The sequence below is a fragment of the Pseudomonas flexibilis genome (genome assembly GCF_000802425.1).
GTDB lineage: Bacteria > Pseudomonadota > Gammaproteobacteria > Pseudomonadales > Pseudomonadaceae > Serpens > Serpens flexibilis.
Genome location: NZ_JRUD01000008.1, coordinates 20,084 through 46,139, shown reverse-complemented (window position 1 = coordinate 46,139; position 26,056 = coordinate 20,084). Strand labels below are relative to the sequence as shown.

Here is a 26,056-nt window from a genome sequence, read left to right as displayed (position 1 = left end):
CTCTGCCAGCAAACCGCGCGGCCGGTATTGATGGGGCTCAGTCGTCCGGGTGCTGGCAGCAGTGGCGCTCGTCCAGAGCTTCGAGCAGCCGGCAGTGCTCGGCCTCGGCACTCGGGCAGTTGCCCAGCTTGCGCAGTTCCTGCTGCAGGTTCTGCAGGTCGCGGATGCGTGTATCGATGGCATCCAGATGCTCGCGGACCATGCGGTCGGCGCTGGCGCAGGGTTGTTGCGGGTGGGCGGCCAGTTCCAGCAGTTCGCGGATTTCCTCCAGGCTGAAGCCCAGCTCCCGACCGCGGCGGATGAAGCGCAGCCGGCGGACGTCCTCGGCGCGGTAGCTGCGGTAGCCGGACGGGGTGCGCTGGGGCGCGGGCAGCAGGCCGGAGCGCTCATAGAAGCGGATGGTCTCCACGTTGACGCCGCTTTGCTTGCTCAATGCGCCGATGGTGAGGGGAGTGGACATGGTCTTGACCCTGTAGCAACTACAGGCTTTAGCCTACGGCCAGTTCTGAAAAACACCAAGGAGACTCCATGGGAGCCAATTGCTGCAGTCACGCGACCGCGCTGCGGTCGGGCCGTTACCGGAAGATTTTGTGGATCGCGCTGGTGGTGAACTTCACCATGTTCGTGGTGGAAATCGGCGCCGGCTTCACGGCCGGGTCGGTATCCCTGCTGGCAGACTCGCTGGATTTCGCCGGCGACGCTGCCAACTACGGCATCAGTCTGCTGGTGCTGGGCATGGGGGTGGTGGCGCGGGCACGGGCCTCGCTGTTCAAGGCGCTGTGCATGCTGCTGTTCGGCATCGCAGTGCTGGCCACCGCCCTGTGGCATCTGGTCAGCGGCACGGTACCGAGCGCGCCGACCATGGGCGTAGTGGGCACCCTGGCGCTGCTGGCCAACGTCGGCGTGGCGGCGCTGCTCTACGCCTACCGCGAGGGCGACAGCAACATGCGCAGCGTCTGGCTTTGTTCGCGCAACGATGCGCTGGGCAACCTCGCGGTGCTGATGGCCGCGCTGGGCGTGTTCGGCACCGGCAGCGCCTGGCCGGACCTGCTGGTGGCCGGCATCATGGCCAGCCTGGCGACCAGTGCCGCGACGCAGATCCTGCTGCAGGCGCGCGGTGAGTTGAACGGTGAGCAGGCGCACGCCGGTCACCGGCACTGAGCTGCCGCTGCGCGCTTTCCTGTAGGAGCGGCAACAGCCGCGATGCTCTTTCGTGCAGGCCGGCGGTGCGGCGGTTGCGGGCGGTGGGGGATCAAAAAAGCCCCGGTCTCTGGCGAGGCCGGGGCTTTGCTGTACATCCGGATCAGCGCGGCATCAGCGCCATTCGTAGATGTTCTTGTCGGTGGCTTCGCCCATCGGCGTGGCCAGCTCGCGGAACTGCTTCATGGAGGTCCAGATGCGCTGGTTCAGGTCGCTCTCGGCGGCGAACTTGTCCATCACCTGCTCGGATTGCTGTTGCAGCGCGGCGAGCACGGTGTCCGGGAACTTCTTCAGGATCACGCCCTGCTTCTGCAGTTCCTGCAGCGCCTTGGCGTTGTTGTAGACGTACTCGTCGATCATCAGCTGCAGCGAGCCCCGGGCGGCCTCTTCGAGGATCGCCTGCAGGTCGGCGGGCAGTTCATCCCAGGCGGCCTTGTTGATCAGCAGCTCGATGGCGGCCTGCGGTTCGGCCCAGCTCGGGTAGTAGTAGTACTTGGCGGCCTTGTGGATGCCGGAAGCCAGGTCGTTGTACGGGCTGACCCAGTCGGTGGCGTCGATCATGCCGGTCTGCAGGGCGGTGAACACCTCGCTGCCGGGGACGATGATCGGCGTGGCGCCGATGCTGCCGATGACTTCGCCGCCCAGACCCGGCATGCGGATCTTCAGGCCCTTGAGGTCGTCGACGCTGTTGATTTCCTTGTTGAACCAGCCGCCCATCTGCATGCCGGAGTTGCCGCCCAGCAGTGGCTTCACGCCGTGCGGCGCGTAGGCTTCTTCCCACAGCTGCATGCCGCCGCCGTAGGTGACCCAGGAGTTGAACTCCATGGTGGTCAGGCCGAAGGGCACCGAGGTGAAGAACTGTGCTGCCGGCACCTTGCCCTTCCAGTAATAGGAGGGGCCGTGGCCCATCTGCGCGGTGCCGCGCGACACGGCATCGAAGACTTCCAGGGCTGGCACCAGCTCGCCGGCGGCGTAGGTCTTGATGACCAGGCGGCCGTTGCTCATGCGCTCGACGCGCTTGGCGAAGTCATCGGCCCCGGTGCCCAGGCCCGGATAGTTCTTCGGCCAGGTGGTGACCAGTTTCCAGTGCACGGTTTCCACCGGCGCGGCGGCGGTGGCTTGTGATTGTTGTTCGTCCTTGCACCCGGCCAGGCCGAGAGCCAGCAGTAGCGCCGAAGTGGCACCGAACAGTTGGCGGCGATTCATCAGGAGTGTTCCCCTCGCGGAAGGTTGGGCCCCGCCCGGTCGGTTCCGGGGGCGGGGAGACCGCGGTCCGGTGCCGAATTGCCTGGGCGGAGCGAGGCAGAGCCCGCGTGCCAGAGGCTGCGGGCGTCGCGCACAATAATCCAGCGTTGGCGGACTTAACAAGCCGAGTGGTCGTGCCGGTCAATCCAGCAGGGCCCGCAGCGCTTCGATTTCCTGGCGCAGTCGTGCTATCTCGTGGGTCTCCGAGGAACCTGCCGCGTTCAGGGATTCTGGAAGCGGTTGGCAGTTGTCCAGATTAATCCAGCGCCCATCGGCAATTCGCACCTCGGCAATGGGGCGTTCCCCCGCTCTTTTCTCTGCCGCGCGCTCAAGAATGGCTTCCTGCAAGGAGCGCTTGCTTTTGTAGTCGCCGTGATTGAGAAAAACGGTCGCCGGGGTGTTCGCTGAGAAACCATCGGTCTGGAAGAGGAACTCCAGCAGCATCTTGCGGTCCGCGTGCGCCGAATAGAACGCGGACAGGTCGATGACCTCCGCATGGCCGGCTTCCAGTTCATGCAGTGGGCGTGGTTGAGATGACGCGTACCCCATCAGCTCGTGCCCCCGGGTTCCAGGCGACTGGAACCCGGTGAGGAGGATGCTGTTGCGGGGATCCCCGGCCATGTACTCCAGGTAGTCGACAACCGGACCGGCATCGCACATGCCGGCGCTGGACACAATCACCTGATGGGCCTCGACAGTGTGCGAGACGTTTTTTCCTTTCGGGTTGAGCATGCGCAGTTCATAGCCATACCCGTTGACGTCTTGGTGTTCGACCAGACGCTGTAAAAGCTGCTGTATGGCTTCCGCCGACATGTTGAGCCGCTCGCAGAGGGCCGAGTTGAAGTATTTGAACTTGCCCTTGGGGCTGCGGCTGAACAGTTCGTTGGCATAGATGCGCGTTACGGACAGCCCAAGCGGAGCATGGACAAGGGTGCTGACCGGTTTTTCAATGCCGCGCCGATGGCGGGGAAGTTCCTGTTTCATCCAGCGCAGCAAGTCCATGAGCAATTCCTGGGTGCGGTGCAGCGAAAACGCGGGGATCAGCACCTTGCCGCCCTTGTCGAAAAGGGTGTGGACAATTGCCTGCCCGAGCCGGGCTAGGCGATTGTCCGCGCAGAGGTATTGGGTATCGCGCACCCGGGAACCATAAGTGGACTCAACCACAATGTAGTCAGTGCCCGAAGGGAAAGGGTTATGCCCATCCTTCATCAGCGGCAGGTAGGGATTTTCCGCGCTTTGGCACCCAATATCACCGCTGAAGCAGATGTTCCTGTCGACCAGTTCGGCGGGATTGCCCGGTTTGGGTACTTTCCAGGAGAGATTGAACATGCACGCGCCGAGGATATGGCTGCTGCGCAGATAACGCATGACCAGTCCGCTGGAGAGGGGGACGATGTGCGTACCCCAGCGGAAGTCGTCATTGCGATCCACGGGACGCCAGCGAATCCGCTCCACGTCCTCCTCGCTGTACTCGCCGGAGATGCGGCCGGCGTCCTTGAGCATGAGCCGGGTGAGCTCCTGGGTGGCCTGGGTGGCATAGACTGCGCCCGTGAAACCCTCCTTGATCAGGCGTGGGAGCAGGCCGCAATGATCGAGATGGGCATGGGTCAGAAACACATATTTGATTTTCTTGGGATCGAACGGAAACGGTTGGCTGTTTTGCCAGACGAAGTTCTCGTCGCCCTGATGAATGCCACAGTCCACCAGCAATTGCGTGTCCGAATCGGTGTGGTGAAGCCAGGTGCAGGAGCCGGTTACGCCTTCGATTGCGCCGACAAATTTCATTTTCAACATGATGGTTTCCTTTTTTCGGACTGCGTGGATCCCTGGCGCTTTGGCGCCGGATCGCGGATTGGATTATTCAGATATGCGTGACGGCGATCAGGTCGCGGTACACGGGGGCGATTGCGCGGTCAGCGCGATTGAGCGGGGGATGATTCGAGGCACTTCAGGACTCCTTTTTGGCTTTTCCTGAGGCCAGTCTCGGTTGGGGAATTTCCCTACCAAGCTTTTTTGAGAAATAAATCGAAGGTGGCTTGGTTATAGCCAGCGCTTGAGCAGATTGTCGAAATCCACGGCCTCCTGGTAGCGGGCAATGACTGTCTGACGAATCCGTTCCTGCTCCGGCGACAGATGCTGCGGATCAACGGCTTGCGCCTCTTTCCAGGCGAGTTCCACTTCATTCCTGAGTGCATGGCGCGCCATTCGGTCGGCGGCCGAGGACACGGGCTGGTGCGCCAACTGCTCGGCAAGACTGCCGGCGCTTAGAATGCGCTGGGGTAGCCGGCTACCAAAGGGGTTGGGAAGTTCGACGTGCCGTGGATCGACCGAGGCGAGTTGGTTCAGGAAGTCGTCCAAGGCATCGTCCAGCCAGCCATGAAGTTCGAGCTGTTCTCTCAACTGGCGAGCCTTGTCGCGGCGGTGTCCACTCGGATCGCGAGGGTCTTTGGCAGGCCTGAGCAGTTCGGCGACGGCGGCCGGTTTGCCCAGGACGCCCAGTAGGGAAAGGGCGTTGCGCAAGCACGTTTGTTGATCGCTGGGGAGGTCCTGCTGGCTCCTTCGGCCGTCACCGGTGCCAGATGCTTCTTGCCAGCCAATATCCAGAAGCTTTTCCAGCGGGTTCTGGTCTTTGTCCTTCTCCGCGCTCAGCACTTTGACCAGGTAGTTGACGCGCTCCTTGAATTTTGGGTTCTTGCTGCGATCAACCTGGAGCCAGCGTCTGATGGCGTCTGTCAGGGAAATACGCGGGTCAGCCATTGCAGGCGCGCCGCAGTAGGTCCCCCGGCCAATGAGCGCCATGGGTGGAGGCCGCTCGGACAAGACGCTGAGCAACCACATGGATGTCTTGATGACAGTGGCCACGGTGCTGGCTGCGATATTGATCGATGACTCCCAGACAGTAACCGGCCTTCATGGCTTCGGACACTGAAGTGGTTAGCGCTGCCAGTGGCGTTGCTTTGCGCCCGTGGAGCGCCAGCAATTCCCGGCAACTTGTGACCAGCTCGTTATAGGCCGGTGAAGCATGAGCTGAGGGGGCGGGTAGCCACAGACCGAGCAGTAACAGCAAGGGAAGCAGGGATTTGCCAACGGGCAATCCGGCCTTTTCGACGGTCATGACGTCGGCGCCTCGTTCGTGTGCGCCGAGCTTCAGCGACTCGTCGAGCTGGGGCTGTCGGGCCTGTACGGGCGCGGCCAGGTAGATTGTGAGCAAGAAGAGACCCAGCAGCGCAAACTCGCTTGGCTTTGAATGGAACAGGAACGTCTGCAACTCCATAGCCGCTTCAGAAATCCGGGGCGGCTCAATAGCGACAACGGCGACGGTGAAACACAGTCCCGTGGTGACCAGAAAGGCCACGGCAAGCAGGCCCTGTGCTTTCAGGAACCGATCAAGACCGTCCCAAAAGCCATACTGGAAAACCTTGCAACGCCGGATATGGCGCCTTGCAAGCGATAGCCAAAGCAGCAGAAACAGCCACTCAGCGGGGGAAATATCTTTGAGTCCATTCCATGACTCGAAAATGAGCACCGGAATGAACATCAGCGCCAACAGGCCCAGTGCCCACCATAGGACGTGGCGAACGCCGTTCAGTAACAGAAGCAGCAGCCGGCTAAATCCGATGCTCAGTTGCAGGGGGCGGGAAAGTGGAATGTGGCCCATCAGTCGTCCTTGGCGTAACAGTCTTAAGGCACGCCATGATATCACTTCGATATTGTTCGTGAGCCTAGGCCGCGAGCTTCTGCACCGCCATCGACAGGCTCACCAGCACCAGCATCAGGGCGAAAAGCCGCTGCAGCAGCGTGCTGTTCAGGCGCTGCGCCAGCAGGTTGCCGGACAGCACGCCGATGGCGCCGCCCAGGGCCAGGCCGCCGAGCAGCGGCAGTGGCGGATTGGCGCCGGTGAGGTAGATCAGGAAGCCGCCGCCGCTGACCAGCGCGATCACCGCCATGGAGGTGGCCATGGCGCTGAGCAGCGGCAAGGGTGAGAACCACAGCAGCGCCGGCACGATCAGAAAGCCGCCGCCCACGCCCATCAGTCCGGACAGGGTGCCGACGCCGACGCCGATGGCCAGCAGCGGGCCCGGACGCAGCGGACCCGGATCGACGCGAGGCGGCTGCCCGCTGCTGCGCCACAGGCGCCAGGCCGACCACAGCACCAGCGCGCAGAAGGCGACGATCAGCGCGGTTTCCGGCACGAAGCGACCCAGCCACTGGCCCAGGGCATTGCCCGGCAGGCCAGCCACGGCCAGCAACACGACGGGGCGCCAGGCCACCTGGCCGAGGCGCGCGCGGGGGATGGCGCCGATCAGTGCGGACATGGCCACCGCGCCGAGGCTCACGCCGATGGCGTCGCGCAGCGGCAGGTGCAGGCTGAGCAGCAGGGGCAGGGCGACTAGGGAGCCGCCGGCGCCGGTCAGGCCCAGCAGCAGGCCGAGCACCAGCCCGATGCCCAGCGCTTCGGCCAGTAGAAGTTCCATCAGCGGGTCCCGGGGTGGAGGGGCAGCGTCATGCGGATACTGCCTCCGGGTATCAGGTGTATTTGGTGAAGATGGTGCGTACCCGGCTGAGCATCTGTGCATCGTCCCGCTCGGGGTCCAGCACGGTCTCTTCCAGCAGGCAAGCGAGCATCTCCTGATAGGCCTTGTCGAGCGCCTTGCGCGCCGCAGCGAACTGCTGGGCGACCGCCTCGCAGTCCTCGCCCCGGCGAATCATGCCCTGGATGCCGCGTATCTGGCCTTCGACGCGGGCCAGGCGCTTGAGCATGGCCTCTTGGTGCAACTGAATGGAATCGGGCATTTCTACTCCCTGGGGGTATCGGTGGCGAAGTGTACTGTCGGGCGCAACGACGCGGCAACGCGACAACGGACCGGTGGCGAGCCGGGATTATCCAGCTTGTCCGCGCACCTGCTGCCGGAGCAGGAAGCGGTTGGGGTGGCAGGCCTCGGCAACCGCCACTGGCACCGGCAGGGGTTCGGCCTCCAGCCAGGCGGCCAGTAGCTCGCCGCACAGCGGCGCGGTCACCACGCCCCGCGAGCCGTGGGCCAGGTTCACATACAGGCCGTCCAGCCAGGGGCAGGGGATATCCGGCACCTGGCGCGCGTCGCGGGCCAGTACGGCATAGCAGTTGGCGAATGCCGCTGCGTCAGCCAGCGGGCCGACCAGGGGCAGATAGTCCGGGCTGGTGCAGCGGTAGGCGGCGCGGCCTTGCAGGCTCGCCGGATCGAGCTGGCCGGCGTCCAGGCGCGTGGCCAGCTCGGGCGCGATCTCGCGCAGGCGATTCAGGTTGCCGATGTGCTCCTCGGGGGTGACGCCCTGGAAGCGGTTGTGCAGGTCGAAGCTCGCACCCAGGGTGTGCTCGTCGCCGCGCGGCGGCGCCACATAGCCCTCGGCGCACAGTACGGTGCGCAGGGCGCGGCTCTCCGGCGTGGCGGGCACGCGGGTGATCTGGCCGCGAATGCGCTTGAGCGGCAGCGCGCGGGTCGGCTCGAAGGCGGTGGCGTCGGCGGCGTTGGCCAGCACCAGGATCGGTGCGGCGGCGAGCAGGCCGTCCGCACCGTGGGCCTGCCATGCGCCGGCTTCGCGGCGAATCGACAGCGCTTCGCGGTGCGTCAGCAGCTGGATGTTCGGGTGATGGGCCAGCAGCCGGCAGAGCGCCGGCGGGTGCGCCCAGCCGGCCTCCGGGTAGAAGAGGCCGCCGCAGGGCAGGGCGATGCCGGCACGTTGTTCGGCCTCCGTCTGGCTCATGGGTTGCAGCAGGCTGGGCGGGAAGGCTGCCGCCAGTTGCGCCTGGCGCTCGGCTTCCTTGGCATCGAAGGCCAGTTGCAGCACCCCGCAGGCGTCCCAGTCGACGCCACGTTCCAGGCGCTCCAGCAACCGGCGGGTGAAGCCGAAGCCGGCGAGCAGCAGGCGCGACAGCGGCGTGCCGTGCGCCGACAGCTTCAGGTAGAGCACGCCCTGCGGATTGCCCGACCCTTCCTCGGCGACCTCGCCGTGGCGTTCCAGCAGAGTCACCTGCCAGCCGCGCGCGGCCAGACTGGCGGCGCTGGCGCAGCCGGCCAGCCCGGCGCCGATGATCAGCGCGCGGCGCTCGGCCGGGCGCGGCGGCCGGGCGAACCAGGGTTTGCCGCCCGGCGCCGGCTGGCCTTCAAAAAGCCCGGCGAGCATTTCGCGTTTGTGGCCGAAGCCCTTGACCTTTTCCATGCGGAAGCCGGCCTCGATCAGGCCACGGCGCACCGTGCCGGCGCAGGTGAAGGTGGCCAGGCTGGCGCCGGGGGCGGACAGCCGCGCCAGTTGCGTGAACAGCTCGGGCGTCCACATCTGCGGGTTCTTGGCCGGGGCGAAGCCATCGAGGAACCAGGCGTCCACCTGGGCGTCCAGCTGCGGCAGGCATTCCAGGGCGTCGCCGACCAGCAGCGTCAGCAGCACCCGGCCGCCGTCGAACAGCAGCCGCTGGAAGCCCGGCTGGATGCCGGCGTACTGCTCGAGCAGCGGCGTGCTGAACACGGCCAGTTCCGGCCACAGCGCCAGGGCGCGGCGCAGGTCTTCCCCGTCGAGCGGGTACTTCTCGACGCTGACGAAGTGCAGGCGCGCACCGGCCGGCGCGTGCTCGGCGAAGGCCTGCCAGGCGCAGAGGAAATTCAGTCCGGTGCCGAAGCCTGTCTCGCCGATGACCAGGCGGCCGTCGCTTTCCAGCGCGGCGCAGCGCTCGGCGATCCGGTTGTGACGCAGGAACACGTGGCGGCTTTCCTCCAGGCCGCTGGCGCGGGAGAAATACACGTCGCCGAACTGGCGGGACAAGGGCTGGCCCTGCTCGTCCCAGTCGAGCTGGGCCCGGGAACTCTCGGTCATGAATCTGGCTCCGCAAAAGGTGCGGCATTGTAGCCTGCGTGATGGCATTTCGACTTTGTGGGCGAGTGCACATTTGGGTAGTCTGGCCGCCTTGCAGTCAGGAAGCTTTCTCCATGTTCGAATCCGCCGAAATCGGCCATGCCATCGACAAGAAAACCTACGAAGCCGAATTGCCCGCGCTGCGCCAGGCCTTGCTGGAAGTCCAGTACCAGTTGCGCGAGCAGGCGAACTTCCCGGTGATCATCCTGATCAATGGCATCGAGGGCGCCGGCAAGGGGGACACGGTCAAGCGGCTCACCGAATGGATGGACCCGCGCCTGATTCAGGTCTCCACCTTCGACCTGCAGACCGACGAGGAGCTGGCCCGCCCGCCGGCCTGGCGCTACTGGCGCCAGCTGCCCGCCAAGGGGCGCACCGGCATCTTCTTTGGCAACTGGTACAGCCAGATGCTGCAGGCGCGGGTCAAGGACAAGATCGACGATGCCCAGCTGGATCAGGCGATAGAGAGTTCGCAGCGCCTGGAGCGCATGCTCTGCGACGAGGGCGCGCTGATCTTCAAGTTCTGGTTCCACCTGTCCCGCGAGCAGATGGAAGCGCGCCTGAAGAGCCTGGCCGACGACCCGCTGCACAGCTGGAAGCTGAGTCCCCTGGATTGGCAGCAGAGCAAGACCTACGACCAGGTGGTGCAGCATGCCGAGCACATCATCCGCCGCAGCAGCCGGGACTATGCGCCCTGGTACGTGGTGGAAAGCAGTGATCGCAACTACCGCAACCTGACCGTCGGCAAGATTCTCCTGCAGGGCTTGCGCGCAGCCCTGGAGGGGGCGCGCGGCCCGCAGCCGGCGCCGCATGCCGCGCCGGTGGCGGTCAACCTGGGCACCCGTCGCCTGCTGGAAAGCCTGGACCTGGGCCAGGCGCTGGAAAAAGCCGACTACAAGGCGCAGCTGGCTCGCGAACAGGCGCGACTCTCCGCACTGCTGCACGACAAGCGCATGCGCCGGCATGCCCTGGTGGCAGTGTTCGAAGGCAACGATGCGGCCGGCAAGGGTGGCGCCATTCGCCGTGTGACCGAGGCGCTGGACCCCCGCGAATACCGCATCATTCCCATCGCCGCACCCAGCGACGAGGAGCGCGCGCAGCCCTACCTGTGGCGCTTCTGGCGGCATATCCCGCCGCGCGGGCAGTTCACCATCTTCGACCGCTCCTGGTACGGCCGCGTGCTGGTGGAACGCATCGAAGGCTTCTGCTCGCAGGCCGACTGGCTGCGCGCCTACGGGGAAATCAACGACTTCGAGGAAAGCCTGGTGGAGCACGGCGTGGTGCTGGTGAAGTTCTGGCTGGCCATCGACAAGGACACCCAGTACGCGCGCTTCAAGGAGCGCGAGGCCACGCCCTTCAAGCGTTTCAAGATCACCGAGGAAGACTGGCGCAACCGCGAGAAGTGGGACCAGTACCTGGATGCCGTGGAGGACATGGTGGACCGCACCAGCACTGGCCTGGCCCCGTGGACCCTGGTGGAAGCCAACGACAAGCGCTTCGCCCGGGTGAAGGTGCTGCGCACCATCAACGATGCGCTGGAGCGGGCGTTCGCGCGGGACCGGTAGCACGTAGGGGTGGTCGGCGCGCAGCCTTGGCCACCACGGTGGCCAAGGCGATGCCTTGACCGCCCTACGGAGTTAGCTGCCGCAGTTTCAAGGATCAGAGACTCAGGCGCATCGACAGGTCGATGGCCTTGATGTCCTTGGTCAGTGTGCCCAGGGAGATGTAATCCACGCCGGTCTCGGCCACGCCGCGCAGCGTGCGCTCGTTGATGCCGCCGGAGGCTTCCAGCTTGGCCCGGCCGGCCGTCAGGCGTACGGCCTCGCGCATATCATCCAGGCTCAACTCGTCGAGCATCACGATATCGGCGCCGGCCTCCAGGGCCTGGCGCAGCTCGTCGAGGCTTTCCACTTCCACTTCCACCGGCTTGCCGGGCGCGATGCTGCGCGCCGTGGCCACCGCCGCGGCGATGCCGCCGCAGGCGGCGATATGGTTTTCCTTGATCAGGAAGGCGTCGTACAGACCGATGCGGTGGTTGTGGCAGCCACCGCACGTCACCGCGTACTTTTGCGCCAGGCGCAGGCCCGGCAACGTCTTGCGGGTATCCAGCAGCTTCACCGCGGTGCCGTCCACCAGATCGGCGTAGTGCCGGCAGCGGGTGGCCACGGCTGACAGGGTCTGCAGGAAGTTCAGCGCACTGCGCTCGCCGCTGAGCAGCGCGCGCGCCGGCCCCTCGACACTGAACAGCACCTGGTTGGGCTCCACGCGGTCGCCATCCTTCACCCGCCAATGCACGGCCACGCGGGCGTCCAGCTGACGGAACACCGCGTCGACCCAGGCAGTGCCACAGACCACGGCCGCCTCGCGGGTGATCACGCTGGCGTGTGCCAGGCGTTCGGAGGGGATCAGCTGTGCGGTGATGTCACCGCTGCCGAGGTCCTCGGCCATTGCCAGACGGACGTTGGACTCGATCTCGGCGCTCAGCTCGGCAAGGGTGAGGTTGGCCATGGCGGACTCCTGCGGGGTGGGGAGGGCGGCGATTATACGAGCCCTGGCGCCGGCGTGCCCGGGTTGCGTTCGTCGGAACAAAGCGGCGCCCTGTGAACCGCATCATGTCCGGGCCGCTCCGCACTTGAGCCCTTGGCGCGTCGGCCAATAATTCGGCCCGTTGGTTTCTCCGGCGCCTGGCTCAGGCGTCCGCAGCCGGCAGCCAATGCTGTCGGCCGCTCTATCCCGAGGTTCTTACGATGAAAACTGAAGCCAAGGTGGTGGCCTTCGGTATGCCGACGTCGCGCCGCCGTAACGATCAGCCATTGCCGGTTCCGCTTGAGCAGATCCGTGACCTGGCCCAGGCCCAGTTGCGCCAGGGGATACAGGCGCTGTTCGACGACGTTGACGATGCGCTGTTCGATCGCGCCGATCGTGCCGACAACAGCCAGGAGCAGGAGCTGTACTTCGAGGCCATGCGCGATCTGCGCCTCAAGCGGCAAGGCATCGAGCGCACCTTCCTCGATCGCTGTGCGGGCGGCTTCGAGAGCCTGCTGCAAGAGCAGGGGGCGGAGCTGCGTACGCTCGGCCATGCCGAACTGGAGGCCCGCGTGGCAGACGAAGCGATGATCGGCAAGGCGTTGGGCCAGCTGGAACCGGGGCTCGGCCAGCTGAGCCTGCGTTTCGGCGCTTTGCTCGGGCGTCCGGTGGGGGAGGGCGCCAATCCGCTGGGGCCGCATGCCCTCTGCACATTCTTCGCCGAGGCCTGCAGCGAAGCGGACATGCCGATCCGCATCAAGCTGATCGTGCTCAAACTGTTTGAGCGGCATTGTTTGGGCCGCCTGGGCGTCCTCTGCAAGGAAGCCCATCGATTGCTGGAAGCGGAAGGCGTGCCGTCCGCCGAGAGTCCGCCAGCGGCGGTCACTGAGCAGGAGGCGGCGATGGACGCCGCTGCCGAGCCCGCAGATGCGCAGGTCGATCAGCTGCGAGTGGGCAGCTGGCTGGAGCTGCGCATGGATAACGAACAGAAGCTGCGCTGTAAGCTGGCCGCTTTCATTCGGCCGACCGGTCGCTACATCTTCGTCAACCGCAGCGGCGTGAAGGTTCTGGAGAGGACGCGGGCCGAGCTGGCGGCCGATCTCGCGGCGGGGGCGGTTCGTCTGCTGGATGATGCGCAGATCTTCGATCGTGCCCTGGAATCGGTGATCAATCTGCGTCGGGTAAAGACGGACCAACCCTGACGGTTCCAGGGTTGTAAGCAAAAAAATAAAGGGGCGGAGGATGGCTCCGCCCCTTTCGTCCCGATCCCTGTGCTCCCCCGTCGTCCTGACGACGATACATCCTGCATCGGTTCCTGCGGGTCGCATTCCTGGCAACCCGGTCGCTCCCTCGACACGCTGTGGATTCTAGTGTGCCGGCCGACGGCGGCAACCTTGCCGCCCCGTTCATTCGGGACGCTTCAGGTACTGAGGATGGAGGAAAAATTCAAGTATTTCAGATGGTTAGGCGAATGCCGGGGTGCGGGCTTGACGTATTTCGGGCGGCTCTCCTACAGCGGGTGTAAGCAATTTCCTACAAGGAGCGCCGCGAGGAAGCGCCTGCTCCTCCCGTCCGTGGCCAATGGCCTGCGAGGGGGACGAGCGGGAGTGAACAGGCGCGGCCATTCTCGCCGCCCGCGTCTGAGGGCTGAATGACCGTCGTCAATTCCGCGAGGTAGTCGCTGAATCCGTGACTGCGGAACCTTGGCAGCCGCGTGTCACTCCTATCGCGGTAGCCAGTTTTCGCGGCGGGCTGCTAAGCTCGCCGCTTGATCGATACCCCCGCAAGGCGGAAGAAGGAAACAGCATGAGACAACATCGGTTGGCGGCGTCCATGGCGCTGGTGGGTCTGGTTCTCTCCGGCTGCGATTCGCAGACCAGTGTGGAACTGACAACCCCCGCCCAGAAAGCCTCCTACGGCATTGGCCTGAACATGGGACAGAGTCTGGCCCGTGACGGCATGGACGATCTGGATCCGCAGGCAGTCGCCCTGGGTATCGAGGATGCGCTGGCCGATCGCGAGCCGCGTGTAAAGGACGAAGAGCTGATCGAGGCGTTTTCTGCCCTGCAGGCCCGTGTCGACGAGCGTATGGCAGCCCAGCAAGCGGAAAATGTTGCTGCGGGCAAGAAATTCCTCGAAGAGAACGGCAAGCGTGAAGGCGTGGTGACCACCGCCAGCGGGCTGCAGTACGAAGTGCTGAAGAAAGCCAACGGTGCCAAGCCGAAGGCCGATGACGTGGTGACCGTCCACTATGTCGGTACCCTTACCGACGGCAGCGTGTTCGACAGTTCGGTCGAGCGCGGTGCGCCCATCGACCTGCCGGTGGGTGGCGTAATCCAGGGCTGGGTAGAAGGCCTGCAACTGATGAACGTGGGCGAGAAGTACAAGCTGTACATCCCCAGCGAGCTGGCCTATGGCGATCAGAGCCCGAGCCCGCTGATTCCGCCGAGCTCGGTGCTGGTCTTCGAGCTGGAGCTGCTGGGTATCAAGGGCAAGAACGCCCAGTAAGCGTGCGTGAATGTCGAGCGCCCCGTCCTGACGGGGCGCTTTCGTTTCTACCGGTGGAAACCCGCATTGACGGCGACAGGTCTGAGAATAGGAGTCCGGGATCGGCGTGCGGATGAAATGCCGGCAACCCGTCCGAGTCCTGTGTACCCTTTCAGGGCAGTCCCCCTGTTTCGCGTCGAGATAGGAGTGCCGGCAATGCGGAGATCACCATGAATGTGCCGCGGCATCTGGCCCGCTTCCTGCCCCTTGCGGCGCGTATCCTGCGCGGCAAGCGGCTGCCCGCGTTGCTGCTGGCAGTGTCCGGCAAGGCGGCGCGCCGGGGTGCCGGTCAGCGCGGGCTGGTCGCGAATCTGGGACTGTTTCAGGCGCTCTGCCTGGCCTGGTGGCGCGGCGAGTATCGGGCGGTCAGTGGCAAGGCGCTGCTGACTGTGGTCGCGGGCCTGGCGTATTTCCTCTCGCCGCTGGACCTGATTCCGGACTTCCTGCCGGGTCTGGGTCTGCTCGACGATGTGGCTGTGCTGTCCTGGATCATGCGGACCTGGAGCAGCGAGCTGGATGCGTTCGCCGCCTGGCGGGATGCGCAGTCCACCGTGCGGCGGCAAGCGCTGGAGCGCTTGCCGGACGAGGCGGAAATTCGTTCCCGTTCGGACTGATGTGCGCTCGGCGGACGTAACAAGAAGGCTGTGCTTGTTAAGATGTGGTCGCCGAGGGATCGGTGGTCGTACTTTCAGGAGACGTATCAATGAGTGTTCAAGTGATATTGCGCGAAGGCCAGCCGGAGTATGCCGTGCTGCCCTGGGATGAATACCAGGCGCTGCTGAGTGCCGCCGGCCAGTCCGGGTGGCAGGAAGAGGCTGCACCCGCGCCGACGCCGACCGGCGGTTTGGTTCTGGAGCGGCTCGCCGCGTTGCGTGAGGGCGTGGGCATGAGTCAGGCGGAACTGGCCCGCAGCGTGGGCATCAGCCCGTCCTACCTGGCGATGATCGAGCAGGGCGAGCGCGAGCCCGACGATGCGATTCGTCGTTCCCTGGCCCGGGTACTCGGTGTCGCCACCGAGGGGGTCTGAGATGCGTATCAGCCGACAGCATTGGGAAGCCCTGCTCGCTGAATTGAACGATGCCTGCCGCCAGCGTCACCTGCTGACCTATCGGGCGCTGATCGAACGCCTGCAACTGCCGGCGCCGGCCATGCAGACCCTGGTGGCTGCGTTGGAATATCTGGCTACGCTGGATGCGCGGTCCGAGCGACCGTTGCGCAGCTCGCTGGTCATCAGCCAGGGGGCAAGCCGGTTGCCGCGTCCGGGCTTCTTCGAATGTGTGACGCGCCTGGGTCGTTTCACCGGGCCGAGTGATGGCGCCGCCGCCGCTTCCTGGCATGCCGCCGAGGTGGCGCGGGTTTTTGAATTCGATTACCCACAGGAGCCTTGATATGGCGTGGTGGTGGCGGCTTCGGGCGCGACTGGGCTATGCGCTGGCGCGTCGCTTGTTTCATTGGCGCTGGCTGATGCAGAAACCTGGGGCCTGGCGCTGGATGGAAGGTCAGTTCGCGCGCATGGCCACGCTCGGTCATGTTCCTGCGCAGAGTTTCTATGGGCATGTGCTGCTGTTTCGGGGGCGTGGCCTGGGTGCGCGTGAGGAAGGGCTGCGGTTGCTGCGCCTGGCCGCCCAGGGGGGGGACAGCAAGGCCGCCTACCAGTTGGGGGTGACCAGTTTGGCGGGCAGCCCGCAGCAAGAGCCCGACGGTCAGGAAGCCGCCCGCTGGTGGATGCTGGCCGCCCAGGCGGGGCATCCGCTGGCGGCCCGCAAGCTGGCCGAGTTGTATCGCGACGGTGGTTATGGCCTGATGGCCGACGCCGACCTCGCCGAGCGCTACAAGCGCCGTGCCGAGGAGCTCGGGTTGTAGTTCGCTTGAATGAAAAAGCCGGCGTGAGCCGGCTTTTTCTTTTGTACAGCGTCGCGAAGCTTCCAGAGCGGCCAGGTCAACGCTGTTTATGGCCGCCCAAGGCGGCTATTCCAGCCCTATGTCGCCCCTTTAGTGCCTGGCCACGCGACTTTCCAGGGTCAGGTAATCGAGCAGGATGTGCCCGGTTTCCGCCAGGTAGGCATCTTCTTCCGGCTTGGGCTTGTCGGCGGTGTGTGGAATCGCCGGTTCCTCGTCCTCGGTCTTGATCTTCTTCAGCGGTTCCTCGCCGCGTGCCAGGCGACGTGCGTTTTCCAGTTTCAACTGGCGCGCCTCGATGGCGGCCTGCTGGCTGCGGCGCTTGGCTTCGTTCAGGGAAACCCGGGTTTCCTTCATCAGTTCCTGGGACAGCTGCAGGCGTTCGCGGGTGAACACGAAGTCCGGGTTCTGCGCGGCGCGGGCGTCATGGCGGGCCTTGAGGTCTGCCAGGAACGGCTTGAACGGATCGCTTTCCGGGCGAATCGCCGGATGGATGCGGTCCCAGGGCATCGCCTCGGGCAGGGCGCTTTCGCCGATCTCGTCGGTGTCCACCTCGGAGGGGTAGCTGATGTCCGGCACCACGCCCTGGTGCTGGGTGCTCTGCCCGGACACCCGGTAGAACTTGGCCAGGGTCAGCTTGAGCTCGCCGTGGTTGAGCGGCTGGATGCTCTGCACGGTGCCCTTGCCGAAGGTCTGCACGCCGATAATCAGCGCGCGGTGATAGTCTTGCATGGCGCCGGCGAAGATCTCCGAGGCCGAGGCGGACAGGCGGTTGACCAGCACGGCCATCGGCCCGGTGTAGTAGGCGCCGGGATTCTCGTCCGCCAGTACATCGACGCGGCCATCGCTGTTGCGCACCAACACGGTGGGCCCTTGCTCGATGAACAGGCCGGTCAGCTCGGTGGCTTCCTGCAGGGAGCCACCGCCGTTGTTGCGCAGGTCGATGACGACGCCATCCACCTTCTCCTGCTTCAACTCGGTCAGCAGCTTCTTCACGTCGCGGGTGGTGCTCTTGTAGTTCGGATCGCCGGCCCGGTAGGCCTTGAAGTCCAGGTAGAACGCCGGAATCTCGATGACGCCGAGCTTGTAGCTGCGGCCCTCGTGCTCCAGGTTCAGCACCGATTTCTTGGCCGCCTGCTCCTCCAGCTTCACCGCCTCGCGGGTCAGGGTCACGATGCGGCTGGTCTGGTCATTCGGCGCGTTGCTGGCCGGAATGATCTCCAGGCGGACCTTCGAGCCCTTGGGGCCGCGGATCAGCTTGACCACTTCATCCAGGCGCCAGCCGATCACGTCGACCATCTCGTCGTTGCCCTGGGCCACGCCGACGATGCGGTCGGCAGGCACCAGCTGCTTGCTCTTCTCGGCCGGGCCGGCGGGCACCAGGCGAACGATCTTGACCATCTCGTTGTCGCTTTGCAGCACCGCGCCGATGCCCTCCAGCGACAGGCTCATGTTGATGTCGAAGTTTTCGGCGTTGTCGGGCGAGAGGTAGCTGGTGTGCGGGTCGTAGGTTTGCGCGAAGGCATTGATGTAGGCCTGGAAGATGTCCTCGCTGCGCGTCTGGTTCAGTCGGGTCAGCTGGTTCCGGTAGCGCTTGGTCAGCAATTCCTGGATGGCCGCGGGCTCCTTGCCGGCGATCTTCAGACGCAGCACCTCATCCTTGACCCGTTTGCGCCACAGGTCGTCCAGCTCGGCGCGGTCGCGCGCCCAGGACGCCGTCTCGCGGTCGATTTCCAGTTCTTCATCGATCGTGAAGTCCAGGCTGTCGATGTTCTCGAGCAGACTCAGGGCGTACTCGATGCGCTGGATCAGCCGCTCCAGATGGCGCTGGTAGATGGTGAAACCGGGCTCCAGCTGCCCTTCCTTAAGGAAGTCATCGAACTGCAGGCGCCAGGGCTCGAACTCGGCGATATCGTCGGCGGTGAAATAGCTGCGCGCCGGATCGAGCAGCTTGATGTAGCTGTCGTAGATCTTGGCCGAGCGGGCGTCGTCCAGCGGGGGTTTGTTGTAGTGGTGACGGCGCAGCAACTCGACGACGTTGAGGCTGGCGATCACCTGGTTGCGGTCGGGCTTGAGGCTGGCCCAGTCGAGATCGGTGGTCTTGGCCTGCAGGGGCAGGCTCAGGCCCATCACCAGGGCCAGGGCCGCACCGCCAAGCAGGCGCGGGAGAGTGGGTCGACGCAAGGACAAGTGATAACGCATAGTAGGCCGTCTATTGATACCGGTTTCGCACGAAACCGGCGTAATGGCGCGAAAGCCCGGCATCGTCCGGGCTCGATGTGAGAGTCACTATGGAGGCAGCGTGAAGGCATTGCAAGGTATCGAGGGACGCGTGGAGTGGGCCGAACGGAGCAGTGAACCGTGCGGTTCCGGGCAGATTCGCATCCGTGTGGCCGCGGCAGGGCTTAACCGTGCCGATCTGTTGCAGCGGGCCGGTCACTACCCGCCGCCGCCCGGCGCCAGTGACATCCTCGGCCTGGAATGCGCCGGGGTGGTCAGCGAGGTGGGCGCCGGCAGTCCGTGGCGGGTGGGCGATCGGGCCTGCGCACTGCTGGCCGGCGGTGGCATGGCCGAAGAGGTGGTGGTGCATGCCGGGCATGCGTTGCCGGTACCCGACGGACTGAGCCTGGCCGAAGCCGCAGCGCTGCCGGAGGTGTATGCCACCGCCTGGCTCAACCTGTTTCAACTGGCCCGCCTGCAACCGGGCGAGAAGGCGCTGATCCATGCCGGCGCCGGCGGGGTCGGCTCGGCGGCCATCCAGCTGTGCAAGGCATTCGGCAATCCCTGCTGGGTGAGCGTCGGCTCGGCCGATCGCCTGGCCTATTGCGAGAGCCTCGGCGCCCAGGGCGGTGTGCTGCGCGGCGAGAATCTGGACAGCCTGAAGGACTTCGCGCCGTTCGACGTGATCCTCGATCCGGTGGGCGCCAGCTATGCGGCGCTGAACCTCAGTCTGATCGCCCTGGATGGCCGCTGGGTGGTCATCGCCATGATGGGCGGGCGTCGCGCCGAGCTGGACCTGGCCAAGTTCCTGGCCAAGCGCGTGCAGATCACCGGCTCGACGCTGCGCAACCGCGACGATGCCTTCAAGGCGGCGCTGATTGCCGAACTGCGCGACAAGGTCTGGCCGCTGTTCGCCGAAAAGCGGCTGGCGCCCCAGCTGGAGCGGACCTTCCGTGCCGATCAGGCCGAGGAAGCCTTCGCGCTGCTGGAGAGCAACCAGGTAAATGGCAAGATCGTGCTGCTGCTCGACGACAGTCTCTAGTCGAGAGGCCTCCAAAGCCTTTGAAACCGCAGGTTTCGGTAGGTTGGTCAACGCGTCGCGTTGGCCAACCTCGGGCCCGCCAGTCGGCGGCCGGAACAGCGCCGACCGCCCCTACGCTCCGGGCCGCGCTTTGCGGCTGGCATCACATCAGTGCGCTTTACCCCTCCAGCTCGCGAACCGCCTCCGGGGCGATCTCCAGCGCCACGGAGCGGCCGCTGGGCAACAGGTCCCCGGCGGAGCGGTTGAGCACATCCACGTACAGTTCCACACCGCGACTCTCCACGTGGTAGCGAATGACGTTGCCGAGCAGGCTGTGGCTGCGGATCAGCCCGCTGAGGTCGCCGCTGCCCAGGCGGATGGCTTCCGGGCGGATCGCCACGCGACGGCTCATCGAGCGGCCGAGCAGGCGCCCGGCCGCCTCGGCATCCAGCAGGTTGTAGTGGCCGATGAAACCGGCGGCGAAGGCACTGGCCGGCTCGGTGTACAGGGCCTCGGCGCTGCCGCTCTGCACGATGCGCCCGGCGTCCATCAGCAGGATGCGATCCGAAAGGGTCAGCGCCTCCTCCTGGTCGTGGGTGACGAACAGCGTGGTCAGGCCCAGTTCCCGCTGGATACGGCGGATTTCCTCGCGCAGGTGTTTGCGAATGCGCGCATCCAGCGCCGACAGCGGCTCATCGAGCAGCAGCAGGCGTGGCCGCGTGACCAGCGAACGGGCCAGGGCGACGCGCTGGCTCTGGCCGCCGGACAGCTGCTGCGGATAGCGGTCAGCGAGCGCTTCCAGCTCCACCAGGGCCAGCACCTCGGCGACGCGCCGTGCGCTTTCCGCGCGCGGCACCCTTTGCATGCGCAGGCCGAACGCCACGTTCTGGGCCACCGTCATGTTGGGAAACAGCGCATAGCTCTGGAACACCATGCCGATGCCGCGCTTCTGGGGCGGCAGGGGCAGCAGGTCCTGGCCGTCCAGCCGGATCGTGCCGCCGTCCACCTCGGTCAGGCCCGCCACGCAGCGCAGCAGGGTGGATTTGCCACAGCCCGAGGGGCCGAGCAGGGTGACGAATTCGCCCTGCTCGAGGGTGCAGTCGATGTCGCTGAACACCGGTGTGGCGCCGTAGCGCTTGTGCAGTCCCTGAATGACCAGAAAGCTCATGGCAGATCCTTGTTCAGGCGGTTGGCCGCCCAGGTGAACAGCAGCACGAAGAAGAAATAGGAGATCACCAGGGCGCTGTTGAAGTGGCCGCTGCTGTTGCGCATGTTGTTCAGGTACACCTGCAGGGTCTCGTAGCGGGTGCCCACCAGCAGATTGGCGAACACGAATTCGCCGAGCAGGAACGAAAAGGACAGGAACAGCGCCACCATCACCCCCTTGCGCAGGTTGGGCAGCACTACCCAGAAGGCCGCCTGCCAGGTGCTGGCGCCATGGACGCGCGCGGCGTCCATCAGGTCGCGCAGGTTCAGCGCCAGCAGGTTGTTGCTGATCGCCCGGTACATGAACGGCAGGGCCACGGTGAAATAGCAGCCAATGAGGATCCAGGGCGTGCCGATCAACGGCAGGGGTCCGCTGCCGTACACCTGCAGCAGCCCCACCGAGGAGACTACCGGCGGGATGGCGAAGGGCAGCAGGATCAGCACGTTCATCAGGCCGTCCAGGCGCGGGAAGTGGTAGTGCACCACGAACAGCAACGGCAGGATCAGCAGCACCGACAGCAGCAGCGCGCCGAAGCACACCAGCAGCGAATGGCCGAAGGCGCTGAGGAAGCGCGCGTCGCTCCACAGCGCCAGGTACCACTTGAGGGTCAGTCCGCTGGGCAGCACGGTCGCCGACCAACTGGTGGCCAGCGAGTAGAGCAGCGTGCCGGCCAGCGGCAGCAGCAGGATCAGGAACAGCAGCCAGACCACCAGCCGGTGGTAGAGCAGGACAGGGCCTTGTTCAGCGCGCCGCATGGTAGCTCCTCCTCAGCAGCCATTGATGCACCAGCGTGATCAGCGCCATCAGGCCGACCAGCAGCATGGCCAGGGCGCTGGCCAGCCAGGGGTCTAGGTTGATGTCGCCGGCCACCAGCGCGGCGATGCGGATCGGCACGATGTTGAAGTTGCCGGTGGTCAGCGCGTACACGGTGGCGTAGGCGCCCAGCGCGTTGGCCAGCAGGATCACGAACGTGCCGACCAGTGCCGGGGTGAGCACCGGCAGGCCGATGTGGCACCAGTAGCGCCAGGTCGATGCGCCGAGCAGTGCTGCGGATTCGCGCCAGTCCTCGCGCAGAGCGTCAAAGGCCGGGTAGAGCAGGAGTACCCCCAGCGGGATCTGGAAGTAGGTGTAGATGACGATCAGCCCGGTCTTGGAATAGAGGTTGAAGTCCTCGATCCAGCCGATCTGCCGCAGCAGCAGCGTGAGCGCACCGTTGAAGCCGAGCAGGATGATGAAGGCGAAGGCCAGCGGCACCCCGGCGAAGTTGCTGGTCATGGTGGCGAAGGCGTTGACGAAGTCGCGCAGCCGCGAGTCCACCCGGTGCAGCGAATAGCTGCCAAGCAGGGCGATGAGCAGGCCGAACAGGCTCGACCAGAAGGACACCTGCAGGCTGTGGCTGATCGCCTGCCGATAAAAGCGCGACTCCAGGATGCGGGTGAAGTTGGCCAGGCTCCAGCCGTCGGCCGTCTGCAGGCTGTTGACCGCCACCCAGAGCAGCGGCGCGATCTGGAAGGCGAAGAACACCAGCGCGAATGGCAACAGACAGAGCGCCGCCAGCCAGCGGCCGCGACGGGGGGCGCTCCACGGCGGCGCGCGGCGTGCAGGAGCCGTCATGGGCTGGCCGTGCTAGCGCATCTCGATGATCACGTGTTCCTGCCAGAGCTGCGGCAGCGCCCGGGAGGTCTTCTCCCAGGCAGCCGCGTCTCTGATCGGCTGGACATTGGCGTACTGCTCGTTGGGTAGCAGCCTGGCCTGCACATCCGCCGGCAGGGTCAGGTGCTCGGCGCGGATGGGGCGGGCGTTGCCCTTGGCCAGATTGATCTGCCCGGCGTCGGAAAGGATGTACTCGCGGGCCAGCTTGGCGGCGTTGGGGTGCTTGGCGTACTTGTTGATGATGGTGGTGTAGCCGGAAATCACCGAGCCGTCGGAGGGGATCAGCACTTCGAAGCGGTTGGGGTCGATCTGCTCGCGATAGCCCAGGCCGTTGAAGTCCCAGACCACGCCGACTTCCACCTCGCCCTTTTCCAGGGTCTGGATGGTGGGGTTGGCCAGCGACAGCCGGCCCTGACGGGCAATGTCGGCGAAGAAGTCCAGGCCCGGCTGGATGTTCTTCTCGTCGCCGCCGTTGGCGAGGGCCGCTGCCAGCACACCGTTCACCGCCTGGGCAGCGGAGCTGACGTCGCCAATGGCTACCTTGTAGCGGCCGGTTTTCAGCTCAGCCCAGGAACGGGGCACCTCCTTGACCAGCTGCGTGTTGACGATGAAGGCAATGGAGCCGGTGTAGGCCAGCATCCAGTGGCCGTCCTCATCCTTGGCCCATTCGGGAATCTGCGCCCAGGTGCTCGGCTTGTAGGGCTGGGTGACGCCCTGCTGCACGGCGATGGGGCCGAACGCCGCGCCCACGTCGCCGATGTCGGCGGTGGCGTTGTTCTTCTCGGCGGCGAACTTGGCGATCTCCTGGGCCGAGCTCATGTCGGTATCGCTGTGTTCCAGACCGTACAGGCGCTTGAGGTCGGCCCAGGTGTCCTTCCAGTTGGCCCAGCTGTCCGGCATGCCCACGCTATCCACGCGACCCTCGGCGCGCGCAGCCTGTTCCAGCTGTGCCAGGTCCTGGGCGTTGGCCGGATTGCCTACGGCCAGCGCCGCGCTCATCAGAGAAACCAGTAGCAGTCGTTTCATCGTGCAGCTCCTTGCAGGGGTGAGTCCTTGGGGCGGTACCGCCACTGTGGCGGCCCTGGATGACCGGTGAATGACAGGCGGGGCGTTGGCAAAGCGTAGACCAGGCTGGACCGCGTTCAGCCCGTTGTCGCTGCACCATAGAGGTGCGCCGGATAATGGCGAAGGGCCGCTAAAGCACCGAAAAGGAACGAAAAACCATGCAAAAGTGCCCGTAACCCTTTGTTTTTTAAGGTGGCACGCTTGCTGCTATGAGGTGTTCAGCGCGGTGTTCGAAATACTGGCCGCGCGTATCCCTAGACGTGGAGAACATCATGCAAGCCTTGGGTATTACGCTGGGTGCAATGCTGGGTGTGCTGTCGGTCGGCATCGCTCAGGCATCGGAAACCTTCGTTCCGGAAGTATTGACGGTCGAGAAGGCCATCAAGCCGGGCGCGAACGTCTTCGTTCTGGATCAGAGCTGGAAGGGAGCCAGTCGCATCAACGTGCTGTCGGCCGATGACCTTGAGCACAAGGGCATCCTGAGCGTCGGTATCACCGGCCAGATGGTCTACAGCAAGGATCGCAAGACGGCCTACGCCATGTCGGCGTATGCCACTCGCATCACCTACGGTCCGACCGAAGCGGTGCTGCAGGAATTCGATGTCGACACGCTCACGCTCAAGCGCGAGGTGATCATTCCCGAGAAGATGGCGCAGGTCGCGCCCTCCAGCGCCGTGCTGGCGCTGTCCGGTGACGAGCGCTTCGCCTTCGTGCAGAACGCCACGCCGGCCACTTCGGTGACCGTGGTGGATCTGCAGGCCGGCAAGTTCCTCACCGAGATCCCGACCCCGGGCTGCTTCGGCATCTTCCCGACCCCGGCGGGCAGCCGCTTCACCACCGTGTGCGGTGACGGCACCCTGGCCACCTTCGAGGTCAAGGCCAATGGCGAAGCCTCCGCCCCGGCGCGCAGCGCCAAGCTCTTCGATCCGGATGCCGACGCCCTGTTCATCGTGCCCGAGCGGGTTGGCCAGGACCTGGTGTTCCCGTCCTTCAAGGGCAACCTGTACCGCGTCTCCGACAGCGGCAAGGCGCCGAAGCTGGTCGAGAAGTTCTCGGTAGTGGAGGGCATCGACGGCGACTGGGCGCCGGGTGGCGTCGATGTGTCCGCCTGCAACGCGGCTCACAACGTGCTGTTCCTGACCATGCACTCCGGTGCCCAGGAGGGCAGCCACAAGAACGGTGCCGAGGAGCTGTGGGCGATTGACCTCAAGCGCAAGCAGGTCCTGTACCGCTCGGTGGTTCCGCATTTGGCCTCTATTGCCGTCACCAATGGCAAGCAGCCGGTGCTGTTCGGCCTGAATGAAGACAGTGAACTGATCCGCTACGCGATCGACCCGCAGGCCCGCTTCGCCGCCAAGCCGACCCACACCGTGGAAGGCGTGGGTGAGTGGACCGTGTACGCAGTTACCGGCGAGTAAGTGCCATGAATGCCTCTGTCCTTCATCTGGCAGCCCTGGCCGCGGTGGTCTTCCTGGCGCTGCTGTTCCTGCGAGCCGCTTGGCACAAGGCGGCTGACTACGGGCGCTTCGTTGGCTTCGTGGCCGACTACCGCCTGGTCCCCGACGCGCTGTTGGGCGTGGCCAGCCGCCTGCTGGTCGCCGCCGAGTTCGCCGTCGTGGCCCTGCTGGTCTGGCCGCCGCTGGCGGTCTGGGGGGCAGTGGGCGCGCTGGTGCTGCTGGGGCTGTATGCCCTGGGCATCGCTGTGAACCTGCTGCGCGGTCGCACTCGCATCGAGTGTGGCTGCGGCGGGGCGGCGCAGCCGCTGTCCTGGCTGCTGGTGGTGCGCAACGGGGTGTTGATGGCGCTGGCCGGTCTGGCCCTGTCGATCCCCTACACGCTCGCTGGTGTGCTGGAAACCGCTGTTGCGCTGCTGGCAGGCGCGTTGGCCTTCAGCCTCTACGTCATCGCCGAACAGGTGATGGCGAATCCGGGCCCCCTGTTGTTGGCACGCAAGGCCAACTCGCTTTCCCAACCGAACTGAAGAAGAAGCCGTCCCATGTCCTTACTTATCTTCGCCGTCTGTGTGCTCACTGTGCTGGTCCTGGCACTGATCGTCATGGTCTTCGCCCTGGCCCGCCAGATCGGCATCCTGTTCGAACGTATCTCTCCCGTCGGCGCCATGGTCAATGACAGCGGGCCGAAGCTGGGCGAGGTGTCTCCCGCCTTCAACCTGCCGAGCCTGACCGGCGGCCTGGTGCAGATCGGTGCGGTTTCTCCGAAACACACCCTGATCTTCTTCCTGTCGCCGACCTGTCCGATCTGCAAGAAGCTGCTGCCGGTGCTTGCGTCCATTCGCCAGAGCGAAACCTGGCTGGACGTGGTGCTGGCCAGCGATGGCGAGGAAGCGCGTCACCGCGACTTCATCGCCCGTGCCGAGCTGGAGCAGTTCCCCTACGTGATCTCCGAGCAGCTGGGCGTGACCTTCCGGGTGGCGCGTCTGCCGTTCGCGGTCCTGCTCGATGGCGAAGGTGTGGTCAAGGCCAAGGGTCTGGTCAACACCCGCGAACAGCTGGAAAGCCTCTTCAACGCCGCCGAAACCGGTTACGCGTCGATCCAGGACTTCGCCAGCCGTACCGCACATTCCTGAT

General features: G+C 65.3%; 25 protein-coding genes and 2 pseudogenes. 13 read left to right on the top strand and 14 right to left on the bottom strand.

Annotation, left to right across the window (positions count from 1 at the left end; translation table 11 throughout):
- Positions 1–37 precede the first annotated feature (37 nt).
- A complete protein-coding gene (locus tag SF06_RS06680; RefSeq protein ID WP_039560408.1) occupies positions 38–460 on the bottom strand; it encodes a MerR family DNA-binding protein in 423 nt (140 codons plus the stop codon).
- Between the two features lie 68 nt (positions 461–528).
- On the opposite strand from SF06_RS06680, the gene SF06_RS06675 reads away from it, so the two are divergent.
- Positions 529–1,161 carry a cation efflux transmembrane domain-containing protein gene (locus SF06_RS06675; RefSeq protein ID WP_039560406.1) on the top strand — a complete coding sequence of 211 codons (633 nt, stop codon included), beginning with the start codon at positions 529–531 and terminating at the stop codon, positions 1,159–1,161.
- 153 nt (positions 1,162–1,314) lie between these two features.
- Here the strand turns inward: SF06_RS06675 and SF06_RS06670 are convergent, their stop codons facing one another.
- The 7 genes from SF06_RS06670 to mnmC form a co-directional block, all read right to left on the bottom strand.
- Complete coding sequence (locus tag SF06_RS06670) at positions 1,315–2,406, bottom strand: TRAP transporter substrate-binding protein (RefSeq protein ID WP_039560405.1); 1,092 nt, start codon at positions 2,404–2,406, stop codon at positions 1,315–1,317.
- A gap of 180 nt (positions 2,407–2,586) precedes the next feature.
- Positions 2,587–4,239: an MBL fold metallo-hydrolase gene (locus tag SF06_RS06665; protein ID WP_039560404.1), complete on the bottom strand. Its 1,653-nt coding sequence runs from the start codon at positions 4,237–4,239 to the stop codon at positions 2,587–2,589.
- A gap of 246 nt (positions 4,240–4,485) precedes the next feature.
- The gene (locus SF06_RS06660; RefSeq protein WP_039560403.1) at positions 4,486–5,202 is read right to left on the bottom strand and encodes a hypothetical protein; all 717 of its coding nucleotides are present in this window, start codon (positions 5,200–5,202) and stop codon (positions 4,486–4,488) included.
- A complete protein-coding gene (locus tag SF06_RS17715) occupies positions 5,195–6,103 on the bottom strand; it encodes a hypothetical protein (RefSeq protein ID WP_052199744.1) in 909 nt (302 codons plus the stop codon). The genes SF06_RS06660 and SF06_RS17715 overlap by 8 nt, the downstream gene beginning before the upstream one ends.
- A gap of 64 nt (positions 6,104–6,167) precedes the next feature.
- Positions 6,168–6,920: a sulfite exporter TauE/SafE family protein gene (locus SF06_RS06650; protein WP_039560402.1), complete on the bottom strand. Its 753-nt coding sequence runs from the start codon at positions 6,918–6,920 to the stop codon at positions 6,168–6,170.
- A 52-nt stretch (positions 6,921–6,972) separates the two neighbouring features.
- The gene (locus SF06_RS06645; RefSeq protein WP_027590379.1) at positions 6,973–7,239 is read right to left on the bottom strand and encodes a metal-sensing transcriptional repressor; all 267 of its coding nucleotides are present in this window, start codon (positions 7,237–7,239) and stop codon (positions 6,973–6,975) included.
- 87 nt (positions 7,240–7,326) lie between these two features.
- Positions 7,327–9,291: a bifunctional tRNA (5-methylaminomethyl-2-thiouridine)(34)-methyltransferase MnmC2/FAD-dependent 5-carboxymethylaminomethyl-2-thiouridine(34) oxidoreductase MnmC1 gene (mnmC, locus tag SF06_RS06640; RefSeq protein WP_039560401.1), complete on the bottom strand. Its 1,965-nt coding sequence runs from the start codon at positions 9,289–9,291 to the stop codon at positions 7,327–7,329.
- Positions 9,292–9,404: 113 nt separating this feature from the next.
- Here mnmC and pap point away from each other — a divergent pair, with 113 nt between their 5' ends.
- On the top strand, positions 9,405–10,895 hold the full coding sequence (gene pap, locus SF06_RS06635) for a polyphosphate:AMP phosphotransferase (RefSeq protein ID WP_039560400.1): 1,491 nt from the start codon (positions 9,405–9,407) through the stop codon (positions 10,893–10,895).
- A 94-nt stretch (positions 10,896–10,989) separates the two neighbouring features.
- Here the strand turns inward: pap and nadC are convergent, their stop codons facing one another.
- The gene (gene nadC, locus SF06_RS06630; RefSeq protein ID WP_039560399.1) at positions 10,990–11,838 is read right to left on the bottom strand and encodes a carboxylating nicotinate-nucleotide diphosphorylase; all 849 of its coding nucleotides are present in this window, start codon (positions 11,836–11,838) and stop codon (positions 10,990–10,992) included.
- Positions 11,839–12,077: 239 nt separating this feature from the next.
- Between nadC and SF06_RS18980 the strand changes: the two are divergent.
- From SF06_RS18980 to SF06_RS06600, 7 genes and pseudogenes are all read left to right on the top strand, one after another.
- Positions 12,078–12,695 (top strand): annotated as a pseudogene (locus SF06_RS18980) (DUF1631 family protein); the annotation flags it as partial.
- Between the two features lie 93 nt (positions 12,696–12,788).
- Positions 12,789–13,058, top strand: a pseudogene (locus tag SF06_RS18975) (DUF1631 domain-containing protein); the annotation flags it as partial.
- 604 nt (positions 13,059–13,662) lie between these two features.
- Positions 13,663–14,364: a BamJ family beta-barrel-assembly machinery protein gene (gene bamJ, locus SF06_RS06620; protein ID WP_027590384.1), complete on the top strand. Its 702-nt coding sequence runs from the start codon at positions 13,663–13,665 to the stop codon at positions 14,362–14,364.
- 209 nt (positions 14,365–14,573) lie between these two features.
- Positions 14,574–15,017, top strand: a complete 444-nt coding sequence (locus SF06_RS06615) for a YkvA family protein (RefSeq protein WP_027590385.1) — start codon at positions 14,574–14,576, stop codon at positions 15,015–15,017.
- Between the two features lie 89 nt (positions 15,018–15,106).
- Positions 15,107–15,430 carry a helix-turn-helix domain-containing protein gene (locus SF06_RS06610; RefSeq protein WP_039560397.1) on the top strand — a complete coding sequence of 108 codons (324 nt, stop codon included), beginning with the start codon at positions 15,107–15,109 and terminating at the stop codon, positions 15,428–15,430.
- A 1-nt stretch (position 15,431) separates the two neighbouring features.
- Positions 15,432–15,791 (top strand): hypothetical protein, encoded by a 360-nt coding sequence (locus tag SF06_RS06605; RefSeq protein WP_027590387.1) that lies wholly within the window; start codon positions 15,432–15,434, stop codon positions 15,789–15,791.
- 1 nt (position 15,792) lies between these two features.
- Positions 15,793–16,266, top strand: a complete 474-nt coding sequence (locus SF06_RS06600; RefSeq protein ID WP_027590388.1) for a tetratricopeptide repeat protein — start codon at positions 15,793–15,795, stop codon at positions 16,264–16,266.
- A gap of 129 nt (positions 16,267–16,395) precedes the next feature.
- Here the strand turns inward: SF06_RS06600 and SF06_RS06595 are convergent, their stop codons facing one another.
- Positions 16,396–18,504, bottom strand: coding sequence for a carboxy terminal-processing peptidase (locus tag SF06_RS06595; RefSeq protein ID WP_081798273.1), 2,109 nt, complete (start codon positions 18,502–18,504; stop codon positions 16,396–16,398).
- 100 nt (positions 18,505–18,604) lie between these two features.
- On the opposite strand from SF06_RS06595, the gene SF06_RS06590 reads away from it, so the two are divergent.
- Positions 18,605–19,564 (top strand): zinc-binding dehydrogenase, encoded by a 960-nt coding sequence (locus tag SF06_RS06590; protein WP_039560396.1) that lies wholly within the window; start codon positions 18,605–18,607, stop codon positions 19,562–19,564.
- 157 nt (positions 19,565–19,721) lie between these two features.
- On the opposite strand, the gene SF06_RS06585 is transcribed toward SF06_RS06590, so the two are convergent.
- The 4 genes from SF06_RS06585 to SF06_RS06570 are packed head-to-tail and all read right to left on the bottom strand — an operon-like array spanning position 19,722 to position 23,429.
- Positions 19,722–20,711 carry an ABC transporter ATP-binding protein gene (locus SF06_RS06585; RefSeq protein WP_039560395.1) on the bottom strand — a complete coding sequence of 330 codons (990 nt, stop codon included), beginning with the start codon at positions 20,709–20,711 and terminating at the stop codon, positions 19,722–19,724.
- Positions 20,708–21,505 (bottom strand): ABC transporter permease, encoded by a 798-nt coding sequence (locus SF06_RS06580; protein ID WP_039560394.1) that lies wholly within the window; start codon positions 21,503–21,505, stop codon positions 20,708–20,710. The genes SF06_RS06585 and SF06_RS06580 overlap by 4 nt, the downstream gene beginning before the upstream one ends.
- Positions 21,492–22,364, bottom strand: a complete 873-nt coding sequence (locus SF06_RS06575; protein ID WP_052199743.1) for an ABC transporter permease — start codon at positions 22,362–22,364, stop codon at positions 21,492–21,494. Before SF06_RS06575 ends, SF06_RS06580 begins: the two co-directional genes overlap by 14 nt.
- Positions 22,365–22,376: 12 nt before the next feature.
- Positions 22,377–23,429: an ABC transporter substrate-binding protein gene (locus tag SF06_RS06570; protein WP_027590394.1), complete on the bottom strand. Its 1,053-nt coding sequence runs from the start codon at positions 23,427–23,429 to the stop codon at positions 22,377–22,379.
- A 311-nt stretch (positions 23,430–23,740) separates the two neighbouring features.
- On the opposite strand from SF06_RS06570, the gene SF06_RS06565 reads away from it, so the two are divergent.
- From SF06_RS06565 to mauD, 3 genes are read left to right on the top strand one after another with little or no spacing between them, the layout of a single operon-like run.
- Complete coding sequence (locus SF06_RS06565) at positions 23,741–24,886, top strand: amine dehydrogenase large subunit (RefSeq protein ID WP_052199742.1); 1,146 nt, start codon at positions 23,741–23,743, stop codon at positions 24,884–24,886.
- 5 nt (positions 24,887–24,891) lie between these two features.
- A complete protein-coding gene (locus SF06_RS06560) occupies positions 24,892–25,449 on the top strand; it encodes a MauE/DoxX family redox-associated membrane protein (protein ID WP_051587423.1) in 558 nt (185 codons plus the stop codon).
- Between the two features lie 15 nt (positions 25,450–25,464).
- Entirely contained in the window at positions 25,465–26,055 is a 591-nt protein-coding gene (gene mauD, locus SF06_RS06555) for a methylamine dehydrogenase accessory protein MauD (RefSeq protein WP_027590395.1), read from the top strand.
- Position 26,056: the final 1 nt, after the last annotated feature.